The organism is Saccharopolyspora sp. NPDC002376 (genome assembly GCF_053593195.1).
In genome coordinates this window covers 91476-112585 of the sequence record NZ_JBSFBZ010000009.1, presented here as the reverse complement: position 1 = coordinate 112585, position 21110 = coordinate 91476, and the positions used below count along the sequence as shown (strand labels likewise).

General features: G+C 68.3%; 15 protein-coding genes. 7 read left to right on the top strand and 8 right to left on the bottom strand.

What is annotated here, in order from left to right:
* Positions 1-91: 91 nt before the first annotated feature.
* Genes ACWCO2_RS09410 through ACWCO2_RS09395 form a run of 4 tightly spaced genes read right to left on the bottom strand, consistent with a single transcriptional unit; the run spans position 92 to position 5094 of the window.
* Positions 92-688, bottom strand: a complete 597-nt coding sequence (locus tag ACWCO2_RS09410; RefSeq protein ID WP_450127238.1) for a GTP-binding protein — start codon at positions 686-688, stop codon at positions 92-94.
* Positions 669-1406, bottom strand: a complete 738-nt coding sequence (locus ACWCO2_RS09405; protein ID WP_450127237.1) for a DUF742 domain-containing protein — start codon at positions 1404-1406, stop codon at positions 669-671. The genes ACWCO2_RS09410 and ACWCO2_RS09405 overlap by 20 nt, the downstream gene beginning before the upstream one ends.
* A gap of 32 nt (positions 1407-1438) precedes the next feature.
* Positions 1439-1846 (bottom strand): roadblock/LC7 domain-containing protein, encoded by a 408-nt coding sequence (locus tag ACWCO2_RS09400; protein WP_450127283.1) that lies wholly within the window; start codon positions 1844-1846, stop codon positions 1439-1441.
* A gap of 20 nt (positions 1847-1866) precedes the next feature.
* Positions 1867-5094, bottom strand: coding sequence for a sensor histidine kinase (locus tag ACWCO2_RS09395; RefSeq protein ID WP_450127236.1), 3228 nt, complete (start codon positions 5092-5094; stop codon positions 1867-1869).
* Positions 5095-5442: 348 nt separating this feature from the next.
* Here ACWCO2_RS09395 and ACWCO2_RS09390 point away from each other — a divergent pair, with 348 nt between their 5' ends.
* The 4 genes from ACWCO2_RS09390 to ACWCO2_RS09375 all read left to right on the top strand — a co-directional run bounded on the left by ACWCO2_RS09390 (position 5443) and on the right by ACWCO2_RS09375 (position 9527).
* Positions 5443-6666 (top strand): ABC transporter substrate-binding protein, encoded by a 1224-nt coding sequence (locus ACWCO2_RS09390; RefSeq protein ID WP_450127235.1) that lies wholly within the window; start codon positions 5443-5445, stop codon positions 6664-6666.
* Positions 6667-6876: 210 nt separating this feature from the next.
* Positions 6877-7644, top strand: coding sequence for an ABC transporter permease (locus ACWCO2_RS09385; protein ID WP_450127234.1), 768 nt, complete (start codon positions 6877-6879; stop codon positions 7642-7644).
* Positions 7645-7754: 110 nt separating this feature from the next.
* Positions 7755-8570, top strand: coding sequence for an ABC transporter permease (locus ACWCO2_RS09380; RefSeq protein WP_450127233.1), 816 nt, complete (start codon positions 7755-7757; stop codon positions 8568-8570).
* 24 nt (positions 8571-8594) lie between these two features.
* On the top strand, positions 8595-9527 hold the full coding sequence (locus ACWCO2_RS09375; RefSeq protein WP_450127282.1) for an ABC transporter ATP-binding protein: 933 nt from the start codon (positions 8595-8597) through the stop codon (positions 9525-9527).
* 66 nt (positions 9528-9593) lie between these two features.
* Here ACWCO2_RS09375 and mdlC read toward each other — a convergent pair whose 3' ends face one another.
* From mdlC to ACWCO2_RS09360, 3 genes are all read right to left on the bottom strand, one after another.
* The gene (mdlC, locus tag ACWCO2_RS09370; RefSeq protein ID WP_450127232.1) at positions 9594-11192 is read right to left on the bottom strand and encodes a benzoylformate decarboxylase; all 1599 of its coding nucleotides are present in this window, start codon (positions 11190-11192) and stop codon (positions 9594-9596) included.
* A gap of 219 nt (positions 11193-11411) precedes the next feature.
* Complete coding sequence (locus tag ACWCO2_RS09365; RefSeq protein ID WP_450127231.1) at positions 11412-12050, bottom strand: LppU/SCO3897 family protein; 639 nt, start codon at positions 12048-12050, stop codon at positions 11412-11414.
* Between the two features lie 248 nt (positions 12051-12298).
* Positions 12299-13012 carry a hypothetical protein gene (locus ACWCO2_RS09360; RefSeq protein ID WP_450127230.1) on the bottom strand — a complete coding sequence of 238 codons (714 nt, stop codon included), beginning with the start codon at positions 13010-13012 and terminating at the stop codon, positions 12299-12301.
* A gap of 393 nt (positions 13013-13405) precedes the next feature.
* On the opposite strand from ACWCO2_RS09360, the gene ACWCO2_RS09355 reads away from it, so the two are divergent.
* The 3 genes from ACWCO2_RS09355 to ACWCO2_RS09345 all read left to right on the top strand — a co-directional run bounded on the left by ACWCO2_RS09355 (position 13406) and on the right by ACWCO2_RS09345 (position 20807).
* On the top strand, positions 13406-18034 hold the full coding sequence (locus ACWCO2_RS09355) for a DUF6531 domain-containing protein (RefSeq protein WP_450127229.1): 4629 nt from the start codon (positions 13406-13408) through the stop codon (positions 18032-18034).
* A 259-nt stretch (positions 18035-18293) separates the two neighbouring features.
* On the top strand, positions 18294-19955 hold the full coding sequence (locus ACWCO2_RS09350) for a DNA repair helicase XPB (RefSeq protein ID WP_450127228.1): 1662 nt from the start codon (positions 18294-18296) through the stop codon (positions 19953-19955).
* Between the two features lie 258 nt (positions 19956-20213).
* Positions 20214-20807: a suppressor of fused domain protein gene (locus tag ACWCO2_RS09345; RefSeq protein WP_450127227.1), complete on the top strand. Its 594-nt coding sequence runs from the start codon at positions 20214-20216 to the stop codon at positions 20805-20807.
* A gap of 23 nt (positions 20808-20830) precedes the next feature.
* Here the strand turns inward: ACWCO2_RS09345 and ACWCO2_RS09340 are convergent, their stop codons facing one another.
* Positions 20831-21034, bottom strand: a complete 204-nt coding sequence (locus ACWCO2_RS09340; RefSeq protein WP_450127226.1) for a hypothetical protein — start codon at positions 21032-21034, stop codon at positions 20831-20833.
* Between the last annotated feature and the right edge of the window lie 76 nt (positions 21035-21110).

Here is a 21110-nt window from a genome sequence, read left to right as displayed (position 1 = left end):
ACTGTAAATCCCACCCACTGCCGATCACAGTTTCAATTGAAACTGTGATCGGGGTGTCGGCGTGTCAGGCGCCCAACACGCCGGCGGGGACTCAGCGAGCGGTGGCCATGCGTTGGCTCATGGCGTGTTGGACCAGGGTGATCAGGGCCTGCTTGGTGCTGTCCCGGTTTCGGGCGTCGCAGGAGATCATCGGGACCGAGGGGTCGATGGTGAGGGCTTCTCGGACGTCTTCCATGCGGTGGTGGTGGACTCCGTCGAAGGTGTTCACCGCGACGATGTACGGGAGGCCCCGGTCGTCGAAGAAGTCGATCGAGGCGAACGCGTCCGCCAGGCGGCGGGTGTCGACCAGCACCACCGCGCCGATCGCGCCGCGCACCAAGTCGTCCCACATGAACCAGAACCGGTGCTGGCCGGGCGTGCCGAACAGGTACAGGATCAGGTCCTGGTCCAGCGAGACGCGGCCGAAGTCCATCGCCACCGTGGTGGTGACCTTGCCCGGCGTGGCGCTGAGGTCGTCGACCCCGACGCTGGCCTCGGTCATGACCGCTTCGGTCGTCAGCGGCACGATTTCGGAAACCGAGCCGACGAACGTCGTCTTCCCGACGCCGAAACCACCAGCGACCACGATCTTCGTCGAGGTCTTCCGGCCGCTCGGCGTGGCACGAGGATCAGAGCCTGCGAAGCCCACTGAGCACCCTCTCCAAGAACTCCATGGACGGCCGATCACCGACGACCATGCCGCTGTCGTGAATCAGAACCAGTCCGGTGTCGGCCATGTCGCCGATCAGCACGCGCACCACGCCCAACGGCAGCCGCAGGTGCGCGGCGACCTCGGCGACGGAGCGGGCCTCCATGCACAACTCGGAGATCGAGCGGTGCTCGGACCTGGCCGCCTGGGTGCGGCCGCGTTCGCTGGTGGTGACCAGCGTTTCGATAGCAAGATCGTAATCGGTGCGGGTCCGCCCCCTGGTGCGAGCGTAGGGCCGCACCAGCGAACCGCTGTCGAGCCCGTCGTCTTCCGGCACGTCGATGCTGGGGATCGCCGGCATCGATCCGGAGATCGACGGCATGGACTGCGAGATCGGTGCCATCGGCTGCGAGATCGACGGCATCGAGTGGGAGATCGGTCCCATCGACCCGGAGATCGACGGCATCGAAACCGACGGCGGACCGCTGCCCTCGACCGGGCGGGGCAGGTCCGACGCCTCCGGGGGCGCGTCGTAACCGGAACCGAACAGGTCGGCGCCCGGGCCCCCGAACAGCGCCCGGTCGTAGCCGCCGAGCGAGTCCGAGTTCTGCCCGGCCGCGTCGTCGACGAAGTCGTCCTGCCAGGATTCCGCGCTCGACCTCTTGTTGTAGAGGCGGAACAGGTCACCGTCCCAGCTTGGCTCGGAACCGGTGGTCATGGCGAGCTCCCCTCAGCGTTCCCCAACCGGAGTCACCGACGCCCCATGCCCTGCAGCTGTGCGCGCAGTTCCGGCGTGAGCTGCCGGCCGACCCGCTCCACGAGCAGCGTCATCTCGTAGGCGACCAGGCCGATGTCGGCGTTGGGCGCGGCGAGCACCGCCAGGCAGGAGCCGTCGCTGATGGACATCAGGAACAGGTAGCCCTGCTCCATCTCGACCACGGTCTGGGTGACCTCACCGGCTTCGAAGCAGCGCGCGGCGCCCTGGGTGAGGCTGACCAGGCCCGAGGAGACCGCGGACAGCTGCTCGGCGCGGTCGCGCGGCAGACCTTGGGAGCCGGCGAGCAGCAGGCCGTCCGCGGACACGACCACCGAGTGCGCCACGCCGGGAACCCGACGCACGAAGTCGGTGATCAGCCAACTGAAGCTGTTGCTGCTCATCGGTTGCTGCACGGACCCGTTCACTCCTGCTCCTCGGGACGGCTCGCGTTCGAGCGAGGTTCGGTGGAAACCGGTTCGGCCTTGGAGTGCCTACCCCGTTTGACACCCTGCTGAAAGTTCGCCATCCGACCGCGCACGGCATCGGCCGAACGCGGGGTGGCAGGCTTGCGCCCGGGGGCCTGCGACGAGCGCGGGGTCGCCGAGCCCGGCACCAGGTTGGTCTTGGGCACCCGCTTGGGCAGTCCCGCTGAGGTGGTCTCCTGGACCTCCGGGGACTGCAGCAGCGCTTCGGCTGCCTTCCAACCCACGTCGGCGCCGCCCCAGCCCGGGTCGGGCGTGGTGGTGCGGGGCACCTCGGCGACGGGTTCGGCCGCGGGCTCGGGGGCCGGTCCCGCCGCGACGGGCTGGGACGACGCGGGCTGGGACGACTTCGGCTCGGAGCCCAGCGGCGAATCGTCCACATCGGACTCGCGGAACCACTGCGACAGCACGGCTTCGTAGATCGGCAGGCGTTGGGTCGGCGCGTCGTCCATGTCCCAGGCCGCCCCTCTCGGCTCATCGTCGGCGAACGCCGGCTGGCCTTGGGTGCTCTGCTCGGGACTCCCCCTCCGGGGCAAAGAGTCCGCGACCGCGTCCAGCCGGGTTCCGTTGCCGGCGGCGCGCTCGGAATTGACCCTGCTCTCGACTTCGGCGGGTTCGTGGGCGAACCCGTTCAGCACACTGTTGTCGTGCGCCGGTTCCTTCAGCTCGTCCGAGAATACCGTCGGGGTGAACCGAGCGGTCTTCTCCGCCTCGAACGGGCTGTGGAACAGGTCTGCCGCTGCGGCGGGCGCGCCGCACTGGCCGTCGAAGCCGTTGAGGATCTCGTTGCTGGGCCATTCCTCGGCGCGGACGTCGTCGTCCGCGGGCGCCGTCCGCTCATCCTCCCACTGGGGGACGTCGGTGGCGCCGAACGAATTGCCGGTGGACATGGTCACCGAGTACTCGGTCGACAGCTCGGTGTCCGCCTCGTCCTGTTCCGGCTGCGGCTCGCGTTGCGGCAGCGCGGTGAACGCGGTGGCCTGGTCGAGGCCGAGCTGCGGCAGCGGGGCGTGCTCGGTGGGCGGCTCGGCCGCCCGGTCGGGGCGTCCGCCGAAGGCAGCGGCCAGCCCGAGGTGGGTGCCGGTCTCGCCGAGCGAGTCGCGGCGCTCGTCGCCGCGGCCGCCGCGCGGCACGTCGGGCATCGGCATCGGGCCGTCCGGGGTGAGCTGCACCACGAGCTCGCCGGAGAGGCCGACCGTGGCGGTCGCGCCGCCCTCGAGGCCGTCGTTGTTGTGCAGCTCGACGCGGATGTTGTGGCGGCGGGACAGCTGGCCGACCACGAACAGACCCATCCGGCGGGACACCGCGACGTCGATCTCCGGCGGCCGGGTGAGCCGCTCGTTGATCTCGTCGATCTCTTCGGCGTCGATGCCCACGCCGCGGTCGCGGATCTCGATGACGAGTTCCTGCCTGCGGTAGGCGGCGCGGACGGTGACCTCGGTGTCCGGGTTGGAGAACACCGTGGCGTTCTCCAGCAGCTCGGCGATCAGGTGCACGAAGTCGTTGACCACGCGGCCCTGGATGGCCAGGTCCAGTGTGTCCACCACGGCGATCCGCGCGTACTGCTCGACCTCGGACACCGCGGCGCCGAGGACCTCGTTGAGCGGAACCGGGCGCATCATCCGCCGGGTGAGGTCGGTGCCGCCGAGGATCAGCAGGTTCTCGTTGTTCCGCCGCATGCGGGTGGCGAGGTGGTCCAGCTCGAACAGGCTGCTCAGCTGGTCCGGGTCCTGCTCGTCCTGCTCCAGCCGGTCGATCAGGGACAGCTGGCGCTGCACCAGGGTCTGGCTCCGGCGGGCGAGGTTGACGAACAGGTCGTTGATGTTGTTCCGCAGCAGCGCCTGCTCGGAGGCCAGGCGCAGCGCCTGCTGGTTGACCGTGTCGAAGGTCCGGGCGACCTGACCGATCTCCTCCTCGGTGTGCACCGGGACCGGCGGCACCGTGATCTGGCTGGCCGCGCTCGGGTTCTCGTTCACCCGGCTGATCGCGTCGGGCAGGCTATCCTGTGCGATCTCCAGCGCGCTGTAGCGCAGGGTGCGCAGCGGGCGCAGGATCGAGCGGGCGATGAACGCCGCCACGCCGAAGGCGACCACCAACAGGAGCAGCAGCAGGAGCGCGTCGCGGACCAGCGTCCACCAGGCGGAGTCGGCGAGGTCGGTGGCATCGGTATGGAAATCGTTGAGGACCGATTCCTCGACGGAGCGCACCAAGTCGGTCCGCTCACCGGCAACCTGACCCCAGTTCTGCGCGCTGATGCCCAGCGAGGAGGACTGGTCGCTCTCCGCACGGATCAGCGCGGTCTGCTCGATCTGCTCGGTGGCGTCGACAGCGGCCCCGGCGACGCGGGCCGCGTAGAGGGCGCGCTGGTCGGGGTTGGCCGAGTTCAGGAACTCGGAGTAGGCGGCTTCGAACCGGGCGTTCGCGGCGCGCATCGCCTCGGTCTGCCCGGTGAGGAAGTGCTCGCGCAGCGCGGCGCTGAGCAGGATCGAGCGCTGCTGGGCGAGCTGTTCCTTGGCCCGGCCGAGCGCCTCGGAGGCTCGCGCGGTCTGGCTGACCTGCGTGTTCACCGCGGAGGTGGACACCGTGCGGTTGACCTGCAGCAGGGTGTCGATGACCGAGTTGTAGGCGACCAGCGTCTGCGGGCTGGTGAACTGGCCGTTGATGGTGTTGCGCAGCGCGCCGAGGCTGCCGACGCGGTGCACCGCGCTGTTGTAGGCGTCGCGCACTTCTGGCGAGAACTCGCCAACGCGGTCCTCGAAGTCGCGCAGCTTCCGCACGGCACCGTCGACCCTGCTGCTCTGCGCCGCGTAGTCGTCCTTGGCCTGCTGATGGCCGGCCGTGGTGAAGACCGCCGCGAAGTCGCGTTCGCGCTGCAGTTCGTGGGTCAGTTCGGCGGACTGCTGGGCCAGTTCCACCTGTTCGACGATGGTGCTGAGCTGGTTCTGGGTGGTCACGCCGTCGTAGACGCGGGTGCCACCGACCGCCAGCGCGGCCAGCGTCGGCACCAGCAGAACGGCGGCCATCTTGTACCGGAGGCGCCAGTTGCGCAGCCACCACGTCTTGGTCCGGGTAGCACCCGGTTGGTTGGGCGCACCGGCTCCGGTAGCGGGGTCGTTGTTGAGCATCCCTGTTTCCTGCGCTGCGGCGGACATGTGCGACCTCGCCACGGCTAGCTACCTCTCCGCGCCGCGGCGGTGTTGATCATGGTGCGGGGAGCGCGCCCGCGAAGCGGCGTCACCACGCCGAGAACCCACGAGCAGGCCGACGATTCCTCGACTTCCGCCGAGCAGTCGATGACCCTGACTCTGTCAGCCGGGCTTGCCATCACACTCCCTGGTCACAACGTGCATCCCCCGAAGCAAGAGGCCAGTCACCTCGACGGGCGAGACTATACTTAACTGGGCGTCACAAGTCAGGCCCCTAAGGCTCGCGTTCGCCACGCGATCGAGTGGTATGAACAACAAATGGGTCGATAGTGTGACAACGAGCTAGTTACAGCTGGTTGTGACCGTTTCATGAACGTTCTACAGTTCGGGTGCCCCGCCACCGCCAACGCACTGCCGGAGGCGCGCCGACTGTTCCTCACTCGCATCCCAGAGCAGACGGTGATCATCGGCGCCGCGAATCAGGTCCGGCGCTCGAGGGGCACGCATGCGCTCGGTTGCCGCGCACCGGACAACCCGGCGCGGTTCTTCAGCATGTCGCACCCCGAATCCGAGGAGGAACACATGAGCCCCGTCCACCGCGCCCTCCCGCGCAGGAGCCTGCTGAAACTCGCAGGCGGAGCGGTCACAGCCGGCGCGCTGCTGGGCACGAGCGGTTGTGGCCTCCTCGGCGGCTCAGAGTCGGACGGCGGTGGGAACGAGCTGGTGGAGAAGCAGAACCTGCGGGTAGGCGCGCTGCCGATCAACGACCTGGCGCCGCTGCACTTGGCGGTGCGCAACGGCTACTTCAAGGAAGTCGGCCTCAACGTCGAGATCATCAACGCCAACGACGGCAGCGCGGCCCTGACCAGCACCATCGGCGGCGACTACGACATCACCTACAGCAGCTACGTGCCGTTCTTCAAAGCCCAGGACAGCGGCACCACACCGCTGCGGGTCGTGGCCGACTGCGCGTCCGCCGCGCCGAACACCACGGTGATCATGACCTCGCCTTCGAAGTCCGGCATCCGGGCCCCGAAGGACCTGGAAGGCAAGACCATCGCCATCAGCGCTACGAACACGATCTCCGATCTGCTGGTCAAGGCCACCCTCGACGCCCACGGCGTGGACTGGAAGGGAGTCGAGCTCGCGCAGGTGCCGTTCATGAACATGCCCGCCGCGCTGGAGCAGGACCGCGTCGACGCCGCGATCGTCACCGAGCCCTTCCTGACCATGGCCTCCCGCAGCGGCGCGGTGCCGGTGGTCGACACCGCCACCGGTCCGCTGGAGGACCTGCCGCTGACCGGCTACGGCGCGACCGCGAAGTTCTGCGACGAGCACCCGAAGACCGTCGCCGCGTTCCAGAAGGCGATGGACCGCGCGGTGACCGAGGCGCAGGACCGCAGCAAGATCGAGCCGCTGCTGCCGGAGTTCGCCAAGATCGACGAGGAAACCGCGAAGATCATCACGCTGCTGAATTTCAACTCCCGCGCGGACGCCACCCGTCTGCAGCGGGTGCCGCGGCTGATGAAGCAATACGGCTTCATCGACAACGACATCAACGTCGAAGAGATGATCGTCACTCCCAAGGCCTGAGCCGAGCGGCGAGGGTGAGATCGGGCCGAGGCCAGATTTCACCCTCCTGACTTCGCCAGTTCTCCTGGAATTTCCCCGAAATCGGCGCTCCGGTGCCGATTTCGGCATTCCCGGCCCCGATCACCGCACCGCGCACCGCAGGTGCTGGAATTCGGACGCACCAACGCACACCGCCGGGCGCACCGCACCGCGACAGAGCTGATTCGGGAAATGACGAAAATAATCAGGGGTCTTCTCGGGTTGCTGGGCTTCCTGCTCGTCTGGGAAGTCTTCAGCCGATCCGGAGCCGTTCCCCAGCAATACTTTCCACCACCGTCCACAGTGCTCACGCAGCTCGCCGAGCTGCTCGGTGACAGCGACTTCCTGCTCGACGTAATCGCCAGCGCGCTGGCCTGGGCGATCGCGCTGGGCATCGCCATCGCGATCGCGGTCCCGGCCGGGCTGCTGCTCGGCAGCGTCCGCAGCCTCCGGGTGGCCACCCGCTCGATCATCGAGTTCCTCCGCCCGATTCCGTCGGTGGCGCTGATCCCGCTGGCGATCATGCTGGTCGGCGCCGGTCCGGAGACCAAGATCACGCTCGCGGTGTACGCCGCGGTGTGGCCGATCCTGTTCAACACCATCTACGCGCTGGACGAGATCGACCCGGTCATGGTCGACACCGCGCGCTCCTTCGGGCTCGGCCGCGGCCGCATCATGTTCACCGTGGCGCTGCCCAACGCAGCTCCGTTCGTGCTCACCGGCATCCGGATGTCGGCCGCCGTCGCGCTGATCCTGGTGGTAAGCACCGAGTTCCTGGCCGGCGGTAGCGGCGGGCTGGGCAACTTCGTGCTCGACGCCAGCTCCGGCGCCGGCCGGATGGACCTGGTGCTGGCCGGCACGCTGGTCGCGGGCATCATCGGCTACCTGATCAACGAGGCGCTGGAACTGCTGCACCGGCGCGGGCTGCGCTGGAGCACAGTCGATCGGGAGGCGGCATGAGCAACCCCGTATCAGGCCGAGTCGTGCACAACCGCACCTCAGGGGACCGCGACGCAAACCAGCCACAAGAAACCTCGAAACGCGAGATCGAATCGCGGAGAGGCGGGACTGTGAATCGCGGAGAGGCGGTACTGCAGGGATTCTTGCGCCGCTGGCTGGTTTTCATCATCGCGATCGTGGCCTGGGAACTGGTGACGCGCTTCGGGCAGAACCCGTTCTTCCCACCGCCGACCCGGATCGCCGAAGCCGCTGCCGAGAAGTGGTTCAGCGGCCCGGCCTCCTCGCTGTTCCTGACCGAGGAGGTCTACACCGACCTGCTGGCCAGCCTCGGCCGCGTCTTCGCCGGCTGGCTGATCGCGGTGGTGATCGGCGTCGGGCTGGGCACCCTGCTCGGCCGCTCCCGCACCGGCATGGACTACTTCGGACCGCTGATGGCGTTCATGCGCGCCATCCCGCCGCCGGTGCTGGTCCCGGTGTTCCTGGTGCTGCTGGGCATCGGCACCGAAATGCAGATCACCGTGATCGTGTTCGGCGTGGTGTGGCCGATCCTGCTCAACACCGTGGACGGCGTGCGCTCGGTCGACCAGGTCAAGGTCGACACCGCAAAGTCGTTCCGGATCCCCCGCTCGCACTGGGTGTTCGGCGTGGTGCTGCCCGCCGCGACCCCGAAGATCTTCGCGGGCCTGCGGGTGAGCCTGTCGCTGGCGCTGGTGCTGATGGTCGTCTCGGAGCTCGTCGGCTCCACCAACGGCATCGGTTACCGGCTGGTCTTCGACCAGCGGGCCTTCGACCTGCCCGGCATGTGGGCCGGCATCGTCCTGCTGGGCATCCTCGGATACCTGCTCAACACCCTGCTGCTCGCAGTGGAACGCCGCGCGCTGAGCTGGCAACCGTCGCAAGCGTCGGCGAACGTAGTCGGAGGCTGAATCTCGATGACCGAAACCAAGACCATGCTGGAAGTCTCCGGGCTCGGCCACCGCTACGGAGGCGCGAACGGCCACCAGGCCATCGCCGACCTGACCTTCCAGGTGCGCACCGGTGAGCTGGCGTGCATCGTCGGCCCGTCCGGCTGCGGCAAGTCCACCATGCTCCGTTCCATCTCCGGGCTGATCAAGCCGACCGACGGCCAGGTCAAGCTCAACGGCAGCCCGGTGCAGGGCGTGCCCGAGGACCTCGCCGTGGTGTTCCAGGACTACAGCCGCTCGCTGTTCCCCTGGCTGTCGGTGCGGTCCAATGTGGAGTTCCCGCTGCGGTCCCGCGGCGTGAGCAAGGCCGAGCGCCGTGAGCGCGCCGACGAGGTGTTGGAGTGGGTCGGCCTGTCTGCGGCCGCGAAGAAGTACCCGTGGCAGCTCTCCGGTGGCATGCAGCAGCGGGTGTCCATCGCCCGCGCCCTGGCCTGCCGCCCGGCCCTGCTGCTGATGGACGAACCGTTCGCCTCGGTGGACGCCCAGACCCGCTTCGAGCTGGAGGACCTGCTGCTGCGCGTCCGCAAGCAGTTCGACAGCACGGTCCTGCTGGTCACCCACGACATCGACGAGAGCATCTACCTGGCGGACCGCGTGTTCGTCCTGTCGAAGTCCCCGGCCAGCATCGTGTCGGACCTAGAGATCCCGCTCGGCGACGAGCGAGACCAGATCACCACCCGTGAGTCGGAAACCTTCGTCCACCTCCGCAGCGAGGTGGCCCGCCTTCTCAACGTCCGCACCGCAGGCGCAGCCAAGCCCACCGCTCCGGAGCCGGCGGAGCCGAAGGCCGCGGCGGAGTCCGAGGGCGAAGCGGCGGACGCCGCTGAGTCCGATGTGGACGAATCGGCGAAGTCCGCTGCGGAGCAGTGGACGGAGGCCGAGAAAGCGGAGCAGGTCGAGAGCGCGAAGCGCGGCTGACGAAAACGGTGACGGGCACCTCCGGGCAACTCAGTTGCCCGGAGGTGCCCGTCACCTTTCACCAGATCAGTAGAGGTAGCGCTGGCCCGGGTCGACCTTGACGTGGAGGAGGGTCGGGCCCTCCTTGGCGTCGGCGAACTCCGCGGCCAGGGCCTCGGAGAGCTGCTCCGGGGTTTCGATCAGCTTGGACGGGCAGCCGAGACTCGTTGCCAGGGCTGCGAAGTCGATGCCGCCGAGCTCGACGCCGGGGAGCTTGCTGCCGCCCGCCGCCTCACCCAGGACCGCCACCGCCGCGTAGCGGGAGTTGTCCATGATCACGAAGGTGACCGGGGCCTGCTCCTGAACCGCCGTCCAGACCGACTGGATGCCGTACATGCTGGAGCCGTCGCCCAGCAGCGCCACCGTGCGGCGGTTCATGTCGGCCATCCCGACGCCTACCGCCGCGCAAATGCCGTAACCGAGCGCACCGGAGAAGCCGGTGAAGAACCCGCCGTCGGTCGAGCGGATCGGGAAGTGCTCGTGGAGATCGTTGCGGTGGCTGGGGGTTTCCTCCACCACCGCCGCGTCCGCGGGCAGCGCGTCGGCGATCGCGTCGAACACGTACGCCGCCGACATCGGCGCCCCCGCCGACGGCTTCTCCGGCCGGGAGTAGCCCTTCGGCGCGCTGCGCTGCGCGTCCTCGACCTGCGCGTTGACCTGGCGGATCGTGTGCCCCAGGGTGCCCAGCACACCACGCCCCTCGCGGGCGCGGGCCAGCACCTCGGGATCGTCGTGCACCAGGAACATCTCCGGCAGCTCGACCTCGCTCTCCCCGCGGTACACGTGGTAGGTGAACGCCGGGGCGCCCCACACCACGGCCAGGTCGTACTCGGCCAGCTCCGCGGTGAGCGCCCGCTGCTCGGGCTGCAGGAAACCGGAGAACTGCGGGTGGTCCTCGGGGAAGGAGCAGCGCGGCGACATCGGCGCCACCAGCACGGCTGCCTTCGACTTCTCCGCGAGCTCCACCATCTCGCCGACCACCTGGTCGCCGTCCACCGCCGGTCCGACCACGAACGCCGGACGCTCGCACTTGCTCAGCGCCTCGGCCAGCTCCGAGACCACCGCCGGATCCGGCGCGAAGCCGGGGGTCCGCGGACGCGCGGGCACCGGGACGCCGGGCTGGTCCCAGTCGTCGGCCGGGATGGACAGGAACACCGGGCCGTACGGCGGCGTGGTGGCCAGCTGGTAGGCGCGCACCAGCGCGGCCGGCACGTCCTCGGCGCGAGCGGGCTCGTAGCTCCACTTCACGTACGGCTGCGGGAAGTTCGGCGCGTCGGTGGCGCCGAGGAACGGTTCGCCGAACATCAGGCTGCGGGTCTGCTGACCGGCCGTGATGATCATCGGCGTTCGGTTGCGGTAGGCGGTGAAGATCGCGCCCAGCGCGTGCCCCACCCCGCCCGCGGAGTGCAGGTTGACCAGCACCGGCTCGCGGCGCGCCTGCGCGTAACCGTCGGCCATCGCGACCACCGCGGACTCCTGCAGGCCGAGCACGTACCGGAAGTCGTCCGGCCAGCCCGTCAGGAACGGCACCTCGGTCGTGCCCGGATTGCCGAACACGGTGGTCAACCCGAGTTCCCGCATCAGCGCCCGGGTGATGTTACGGACCGTGCGGTCCTCGCTGCGCATCGAAGCCTCCCTCATCGTGCAACACCCCCGCTCACCTGCGAGGTTGCCCTGCAACGACAACACATCGGGAAGCCCGGAACTAGATCGCGTTGGTCACTGTGCGGAGCGTCCGCCGCGGCTCGTCCGCGCGGACCTGCGACGCACCGGTCGCGCGGCCGGTCGGGGTGTCCTAAGACACCCGCGGGGGTGGCGATTTCGCGAAACCGCCACCCTCACCGGTCAGATCGACTTCCAGCAGACGGTGAGCGCCGGCTCGTTCCAGGACTGGTAGTGGTCGGCGTCGTCGGTGCACGCGGGGTCGCCGGTGCTGTCGTTGACGACGGTGGTGACCTCCAGCTCGGCCTTCGGGTCGGAGCACTCGAGCTTCACGGCGATGCTGCTGATCGGGTCGTCCGTGCAGTCGCCGACCTTGACGTCCGGCACCATGCACAGCACGTAGTCGCCGCGCTTCTCCACCGACGCGTACTCGTCTGCGCAGGTGGCCCGCCCGTCGTGCTGCTCGGCGACCTTGTAGTCGGACTCCGGCGTGCCGCAGGTGGCAGTGTCCCACTTCAAGCGCGTCGTGCTCGCGTTGGTGATGTCGACGCAGTCGCCCACAGGGATCCCGCCGCCGTCGATGTTCTTCAGCAACGCCCCGCCGCCGATCACGACGATGCCGAGGACCACGGTGCCGACGATCTTCAGGACTTTCATCGTGCTGGCGCTCGACTTCTGCGGCGGAGGCATCGGCGGCGGGCCGAAGCCGCCCTGCGGGAGCTGCGGCGGCGGGCCACCCGGGTAGCCGCCCTGCGGCGGCATCGGCTGCTGCATCGGCTGCTGCGGCGCCCATCCCTGCGGGGGCATCGGCTGTTGCGGCATCGGCGGCGGACCACCGGGAACTTGCTGCGGCGGACCCCACTGAGGCTGCTGCGGGTATTGGCCGAATTGCGGAGGCTGAGTCACGAAATCCCCAGTCGATCGGGCTGAAAACGGCGCGAATCTAACGAATCCACTGCCCTGGCGTGATCTATTTGACCGCACTGCAACGCAAGTCACGCGAGACCGAGACGCAGAAGTGCCCGGCGAGACGAAACTCGCCGGGCACTTCGACCACGAACGCCGGGCCCTCAGGCTCCCTTGACGTCGTTGAAGCAGAACATCTTGTCGGCGAAGTTGTAGTACCCGTCGCCCTGGCCGCAGACCACCGCCGGGTCGCCGCGGGGCGCGACCTTCGTGATCTGGTCCTGGGCCTCGGAGCAGTCCAGCTTCAGCGGAATCCGGTCGTCCGCCTCGTTGTAGGGCGTGACGCAGTCGCCCTCCACCACGTCGAGGACGATGCAGTAGGTCATGCCGTCGATGACGTTGCTGTAGTCGTCCCCGCACACGTCGCGGCTGGTGCCGTTGGAGACCTTCACGACCTCGTAGTCGGAGTCGAGGGTCCCGCAGGTCTCCGAGGTCATCTCGCCGCCGCTCTGGTCGGCCAGCCCGATGCAGTCCCCCACCGTGACCGGGGCGTCCTTGGCCTCCGAGGTCTTGCTCGGGGTGACGTTCCCGCCCTGCTTCGGATCTGCCTCGTTCTTCTTGTTGCCGGCGTTGATGCTCAGCACGACCACGAGGACGATCACAGCGACCACCGCGACCCCGGCGCCGACCAGGCCGAGGATCAGCCCGGTGCGCTTCTTCTGCGGCGGCGGCGTCGGCTGGCTCCCAGCGACCTGCCGCCAGAAGTCGTCCGAGCCGCCCTGCTGCTGGTAGCCGCCGGTCGGGTACTGCCCGCTGGGGTACTGCCCCGAGTACGGCCCGGACTGAGAACCGTAGGGGTCTTGCGGTGGGTAGCTCACTGCTCCTCCGAATATTCGTTCACCGCAAGGAGGCTAGCCGCCCACCCCGACTCAGGTGCGAGAACGGGGCGATGTGCAGGGTTTTGACCCACCCCGCGGCCCCGCTGATCCAGCGCGATCGCCCGCATCTCGCTCCCCCGACCACCCCTCCGGATTGGTACGACGTTGGCCCTGCGTTGGCGGTTCCCGTGAACATCGAACGCAGGTGTGGTCGTGCAACGGGGGGAACCGCAGCGAGGCCGGCCAGGACCGGCGGATGGCTCGGACGGCGGATGCGCCCGAATCATCGCAGTTCAGGCGACTTGACAACCGCTCGACTCGGCAGTGCGGGAGTGCTCGACGCAACGCCAGACCAGCAGATCTTGAAATCGTTTTCCAGCTTGGGGGAGTCACGTGAGTAATCCGTTGGTGGCTGAGCGGAAGGATTCGACGCAGGCGTTCAGCGGTGTGCCGATCCTGGAATCGGTCGACGAGACGAAGAAGGCGATCGAGTCCGGGGACTGGGCGTCCGGAGTGATGGGCGCGGTCGGGACCGGGCTGGATGCGCTGACGATGGCGTTGGATCCGTTCGGGTCGATCCTGGCGGCTGGTGTCGGCTGGCTGATGGAGCATGTTGGTCCGTTGTCGGATGCGCTGGATGAGTTGACCGGTGATGCGGATCAGATCAAGGCCCACTCGGAGACGTGGAAGAACGTCGCCGCCGAACTCGGTGAGATCAACACCGAGATGGCCAACCTGGTCAGCAGTGATGTCGCGGACTGGACCGGGGATGCCGCGGATTCTTATCGGCAGCGCAGCGAGGACACCGGAAAGCTGATCGAAGCGGCTCAGAAGGCTGCCGAGGGCGCCTCGGACGGGATCGGTACCGCGGGCGAGGTTGTGGCGGCGGTGCGCACGCTGGTGCGCGACATCATCGCCGAGCTGGTCGGCCGTCTGGTGTCCTGGGCGTTGCAGGTCCTGGCGACGCTGGGCATCGCGATGGCGTGGGTGGTGCCGCAGGTGGTGGCGGCGGTGGCCAAGACCGTCGCGAAGATCGCTGATGTGACCACGAAGCTGGTCAAGGCGATGAAGGCGCTGGGCAAGCTGATGAAGAAGCTCGGCGACGGCTTCGGCGACGCGAAGAAGGCCCTCGACAAGATCAAGAAGGACAACGGCGGCTCCGGCAACAAGCCCGATAGCCCCACTCCGGACCGCCCGCGGGGCAACGACGGCCCCAACAAGAAGTCCGACAACAACGACGACCCCGCGTCCACCCATTCGCAGAGCACGGGCGGAAACGGCGGCCAGGGCGGCGGGAACGGCCCGACGCCAGACCGCCCGGGGGGCAACGGCGGTTCGCAGAACACGGACCGCTCGGTCGACGGCGGCGGGCCATCGGGATCGAATTCCCGCTCCCCGGGAGGAAATCCGCCGCCCACCCGGACCGAGTCCGCGGGCAACAACGGGCGTTCTGCCCGGGATGACGCCGTGGGGACCGATAAGCGCAACTGCAAGGGCGATCCCGTCGACGTGGCGACCGGCGACGTGGTGCTCGTGCAACAGGACTTGACGCTGCCGGACCGGCTCGATCTGGTGCTGGAGCGGACCCACATCTCGTCCTACCGAACAGGACGTTGGTTCGGCTCGTCCTGGACGTCCACAGTGGATCAGCGCCTTGAGACGGACGACGCGAACGTCCGCTACCTCACTCCGGACGGAATGATCCTGGTCTACCCGCTGCCTGGGCTCGATCAGACGGTGCTGCCGGTGGAGGGTCCCCGCTGGCCGCTGACCCGCAACGCCGACGGCACGGCCACGATCACCGATGACTTCCGGGGACGGACGCTGCACTTCGCCGCCCCACGCGGGCAGGTGCTGCACCTCCGCACGATCGAGAGCAACGACCAGCGGATCGATTTCGAGTACGACGAGTCCGGTGCACCGACATCAGCACGGCATTCGGCGGGTGTCGCGGTTGGATTCCGCACCGAACACGCGAGGATCACCGAACTGCGCGTCCTCGGCGGCGAGGCGGCAGTCGATGTCGTGGTGATGCGCTACCGCTATGACGAGGCCGGAAGGCTGATCGAGGTCATCAACGCGTCCGGCTTGCCGCTTCTGTTCGACTACGACGCCGAAGGCCGCCTGACCGGCTGGCAAGACCGCAACGGTGTTTGGTACCGATACGTCTACGACCAGAGCGGTCGATGCGTGCGCACGGTCGGTGCGGACGGATTCCTCGACGCCACGTTCAGCTACGACCGCGAGCGGATGCTCACCACGCACACGGATTCGCTGGGCAACAGCACGGTCATCCAGCTCAACGAGGAGAACCAGACCGTCCAGGAGACCAACCCGCTCGGACACACGACGTCCTTCGAGTGGGATCGCTACGATCGGCTGCTCTCGCGCACGGACGCGCTGGGGCGCACCACCCGGTTCGACTACGACGCCGACGGTCGGCCCTGGCAACTCATCCGCCCGGACGGAAGTCTCGTCTCGCTCGACTACGACCACGGAGGATTGCTCCACTCGATCACGGTCGCCGATGCCGACCGGTCGTGGCGGCGCTTCTACGGTTCGGCATCGGGGCAGGAATCCGGTCCCGATCCCCTGACCGACCCGATCGGTGTGGCTTCGCAGCTCATGACCGCACGCGGCGATGCGGCGGGTCCGCTGCCAGACGCGACCGACCGGGACCAGTTCGGCAGGCCCCGATCAGTGCCCGACGGCGCCGGTGGTCGTGTTCAGCTCGCTTGGACCGTGGGCGGCATGCCTTCGCAGCGGATCAGTGAGCGCAACGAACGCACGACGTGGCGCTACGACGGCGAGGGCAACGAAGTCGAGCGGATGGATGAGCTCGGTCGGGTGAGCAGGACCGAATACGGGCCGTTCGACATGCCGACCGCCACCATCGACCCGGCTGGCGGGCGCACCACCTACCGCTACGACACCGAGCTGCGTCTGGTGTCGATCACCAACCCGAATGGTCTGACCTGGCACTATGCCTACGACGCCACCGGGTTACTCACCGAGCAGATCGATTTCGACGGCCGCATCCGGCGGTACGGCTACGACGCGGCCGGGCAACTGGTGCGTTCGGTCGATCCGGAGGGCCGGATCACCGAGTACCACTACGACCTTCTCGGCAACTTGGTCGAATCGCACGGCCCTGCCGGCTCCACCCGATACACCTACGACCCGGTGGGCGAGCTGCTCCGCGTCGCTTCAGCGGATTCGGTGCTGGAGTTCGAACGAGACCGCTTCGGTCGCGTCGTGCGCGAGACGATCGACGGACGTTCGGTCACCTTCAGCTACGACGCCGAGCGCAACACCATTCAGCGCCGAACCCCTTCCGGTGCCGAGAGCGAGTGGGTCTTCGACATCGAGGACCGGCCGGTCGAACTCGTCGGCCAGGGGCACACCGTGCGCTTCGGCTACGACGATGCAGGACAACCGGTCCGGCGATCGGTGGACGACGCCTACCTGCTCGAACAGTCCTTCGGGAGTGGTGGCCGACTCGCGGTGCAGATGCTGACCGCCAACGGCGCTCCGCGCCAGCATCGCGTGTTCGACTACTCCCCCGATGGAGCCCTCGCCGGTATGCGCGACTCGATCGCCGGGCAGACCTCGCTCACCCGGGATGGGCTGGGCCGCATCACCGCAGTCCAGGCACCTGGGATGCGGGAAGACTTCCGCTACGACCGGGCGGGCAACGTGGTGGAAGGGCAATCGGCGGCCACGGCGGAGCGGGGGGCTCGGCACTACGCGCACAACACCGTCACCGCTGCCGGTGCGGTCACCTACCGCACCGATCAACTGGGCCGTCGGGTGTCGCGCCGCGAGCAGGACCGGGTCTGGGACTACATCTGGGATGCGGCAGACCGGTTGATCGGCGTCGACACACCTGATGGTCAGCGCTGGCGGTACCGCTACGACCCGCTCGGCCGCCGAACCACCAAGCAACGGCTGAGCCCGGACGGTGCCGTTGCCGAACTGGTGGAGTTCGCCTGGGACGGCGATGTGCTCATCGAGCAGGTGCACACCGATGCCTTCGGCGCACGGCACGTCGTGACCTGGGATCACCATCCGCGCAGCGACGCACCGGTGGCCCAGCGGGAGCGGGGACCACGCGGTGACGGCTTCTACTCGGTGATCACCGATGCTGTCGGCACTCCGACCGAACTGGTGGACGGTGCTGGCGAGGTGGCGTGGTACGGGCGCCGCACCTTGTGGGGACGCCACCTTCCTGCGACGCACTCGAAGACGAGCACTCCGCTGCGGTTCCCCGGTCAGTACGCCGACGACGAGAGCGGTCTGCACTACAACGTTCACCGCTACTACGACCCGGAGACCGCGCGCTATCTCAGCCAGGACCCGCTCGGGCTGGAAGCGGGGCCGAACCCGGTCGCCTACCCAGCGGATCCGTACGCCGAATCGGACCCGTTGGGGCTGATGAACTGCGGTGGAACACCACCGGGCGGAGCTCCCGGAGCGCCTGGTTCCAAGCACAACCCCGGCAACACCGGCGGAAGTGCCGACAAGCCGAAGCCGCCGCCTCCTCCGAAGAAGGAGAAGCCGCTGTGGATGCAGAACTGGCCGGAGGGCAAGCCGTTCCCCTCGTCCAAGCCGCCTGCGGGCAAGAACGAATTCACGCCCGCGCCGGAGGGCACGAAGTTCGGCAATTTGAAGGTCGAGGGCACCTTCGACTACAAACCGGATAAGCAAACGGTCGCCGGGTCGAAGTATTCGGACGTCGCACCCATGCAGAGCAGCGTTAACCCGAACATCATCCAGGAGAAGATCGACGCTTTGAAGGCCAGCGGCAATCCCGCCAAGATCCCGGTCTACTACGCGCCTCCGCAGGGTCAGCTCTCCCTCTACGGCGACAAGCACCACACCTTCGCCGCTGCGGTGCAAAGCGGCCATCCGATCGAGCTGAACCTGATCAAACCGCCCGGTGGCACGGGGATGGCGAATACCAGGCTCGACTGGAGCAACGTTGCGAATGCGAACTTCGAGAAGCCGGCGTGGCGGAAGTAGCAGGCGGCCGAACGACCACGCCTCACGAGAAGTTCAAGTCCGAGTTCCCGCGGGGACGGGAAGTGGAGCGGCGACGACGGCACCGGGCAGCCGCCCGCCAAGAAGGATCGCGGTGCGGGTTCCCGGGAGCCCGCACCGGCGTCACGCCGCCGACGGGGCAAGTACCCTCGTCGGTGTCGCGTGACCAGCGCACACACCCCGCGGCGGGCGTGTCGGCGAGGTCACTGATCACCTGCGGACCCGAGGGAGCTGCGCACCCGTGACCGACGGACCCCTGATCGTCCAGTCCGACAAGACGCTTCTGCTCGAAGTCGACCACGCCCTCGCCGACGAGGCGCGCACCGCCATCGCTCCGTTCGCGGAGCTGGAGCGGGCTCCCGAGCACGTGCACACCTATCGCATCACCCCGCTGGCGCTGTGGAACGCGCGCGCCGCCGGGCACGACGCGGAGCAGGTGGTGGACGGGCTGGTGCGCTTCTCGCGCTACCCGGTGCCGCAGCCGCTGCTGGTCGACATCGTCGAGACGATGGGGCGCTTCGGGCGGTTGCAGCTGGTCAACGACCCGGCGCACGGCCTGGTGCTGAAGTCGTTCGACCGGGCCGTGCTAGAGGAGATCCTGCGGAACAAGAAGATCATCCCGATGCTGGGCCAGCGCATCGATGACGACACCGTCGTGGTGCACCCCAGCGAGCGCGGGCGGCTCAAGCAGATGCTGCTCAAGGTCAGCTGGCCCGCCGAGGACCTGGCCGGTTACGTCGACGGCGAGGCTCACCCGATCAACCTGGAGCAGGACGGTTGGGTGCTGCGCGACTACCAGGCGCAGGCGGTGCAGTCGTTCTGGGCCGGTGGCTCGGGCGTCGTGGTGCTGCCCTGCGGCGCTGGCAAGACGCTGGTCGGTGCGGCGGCCATGGCCGAGGCGCAGGCGACCACGTTGATCCTGGTCACCAACACCGTCGCGGGTCGGCAGTGGAAGCGGGAGCTGATCGAGCGGACCTCGCTGACCGAGGAGGAGATCGGCGAGTACTCCGGCGAGAAGAAGGAGATCCGGCCGGTCACCATCGCCACCTACCAGGTGATCACCCGCCGCACCAAGGGCGAGTACAAGCACCTGGAGCTGTTCGACTCCCGCGACTGGGGCCTGGTGGTCTACGACGAGGTGCACCTGCTGCCTGCGCCGGTGTTCCGGATGACCGCCGACCTGCAGTCCCGGCGCCGACTCGGGCTGACCGCGACGCTGGTCCGCGAGGACGGCCGCGAAGGCGATGTGTTCTCGCTGATCGGCCCCAAGCGCTACGACGCGCCGTGGAAGGACATCGAGGCGCAGGGCTGGATCGCGCCGGCCGACTGCGTCGAGGTCCGCGTGACGCTGACCGACAACGAGCGCCTGGAGTACGCCACCGCGGAGGCCGAGGAGCGCTACAAGCTGTGCTCCACAGCGCGCACCAAGGCTCCGGTGGTAAAGGCGATCCTGGACCAGCACCCCGGCGAACCGGCCCTGGTCATCGGCGCCTACCTGGACCAGCTGCACGACCTCGGCGCGGCGCTGGACGCGCCGATCGTGGAGGGCTCGACGAAGAACAAGGAGCGCGAGGCGCTGTTCGACGCCTTCCGGAACGGCGAGATCAGCCGGCTGGTGGTGTCGAAGGTCGCGAACTTCTCCATCGACCTACCGGAGGCGTCGGTGGCGGTGCAGGTGTCGGGCACCTTCGGGTCGCGGCAGGAGGAGGCGCAGCGGCTCGGCCGGCTGCTGCGGCCGAAGGCCGACGGCAAGCAGGCGCACTTCTACTCGGTGGTCTCGCGGGACACGCTGGACACCGACTACGCGGCGCACCGGCAGCGGTTCCTCGCCGAGCAGGGCTACGCCTACCGGATCATGGACGCCGACGACCTGCTCGGTCCCGCGATTCCGGACGTCGGGTGACAACATTTTTAGGAAACACCCGGTTAGCTGTCACCCAAATGTGTCCACGGTGGGACCGGTAGCCGATACGGTTGCGGTCGACGCACGCGAGCCGACCAGGCACGTCCGGCCGGATGCGGCAATCGGGGGTCGGTGGTGAACACAGTTTCAATTGAAACTGTGGTTTGGTCACCGCAACGGGTGACCGCTGATCGGGCCCGGGCGCACGAGAGGCAGACGAGTGCGGGCGAGCACCGCAAGCAGGACACTGGAGATCGGATGACCACCGAGCAGGAACGCACCGCGCTGGGCGGGGCGCACCGGTTCGTCGGACTCGCGGAGAACCTCGAACGCCACGCCGGGGCCCCGACCGCGGCCGAGCCCCCGAACGCGCAAGGCCGGAACCGCGGTTACGGGCTGGTCTTCTTCCAACTCGAGCAGTACCACCTGACCACGGTGATCAGCAGCGGGCTGCGCTTCCAGCCGCTGGGCGCCGAACCGGCCCAGGAGCTGGCCTGCACGGTCTACAAGGAGCAGGCCGAGGCGGCGAAACACCTGGTCGACCTCACCGCCGAGGTGCTGGTGCAGCAGCGCACCTACCTGGTGCCCGACCAGATCGTGCCGAACGAGGAGCCGCTGCTGCCGGGCACCGAGTTCCACGGCGTGCTGGCCAGCGGCCACCCGATGTTCCCGCCGGAGTTCACCAGGTTCACCGACCCGGACGGCATCGAGCAGCTCCAGGTCTTCACCCTGCTCCCGGTGACCCTCGGCGAGCTGAACTACATCCTCGACAACGGAGTGACGGCCCTGCGTCAGCAGTGGGCCCGCTTCGAAGTCGACGTCTTCGACCTCGGCCGCCCCAGCGTCGCCTGAGCTGCAGGTGGCGGGGTGCCGGTTCAACACCCCGCCGTACCGCTCGGGCGCAGTTGTGGACGTCGCACCCGGTCAAGGAGCCCAGGAAGCGGTTTCCCTCCATGTCCGCACGACGTCACCACGTAGAGGTAGCTGCGCTTGCCCGGCTCTTCGTCTTTACGAGTTGGGGACGTGGAGAAGACGAAATCGCCGTCCACCACGGTCATGCCCGGGTTCCAGTCGGGCATTCGGTGTGCACCGGATGCTCATCCGGTCTTGGCAGCAGGCGAAGTTACCAACGCGATCAGCTCAACACGGGCGAAA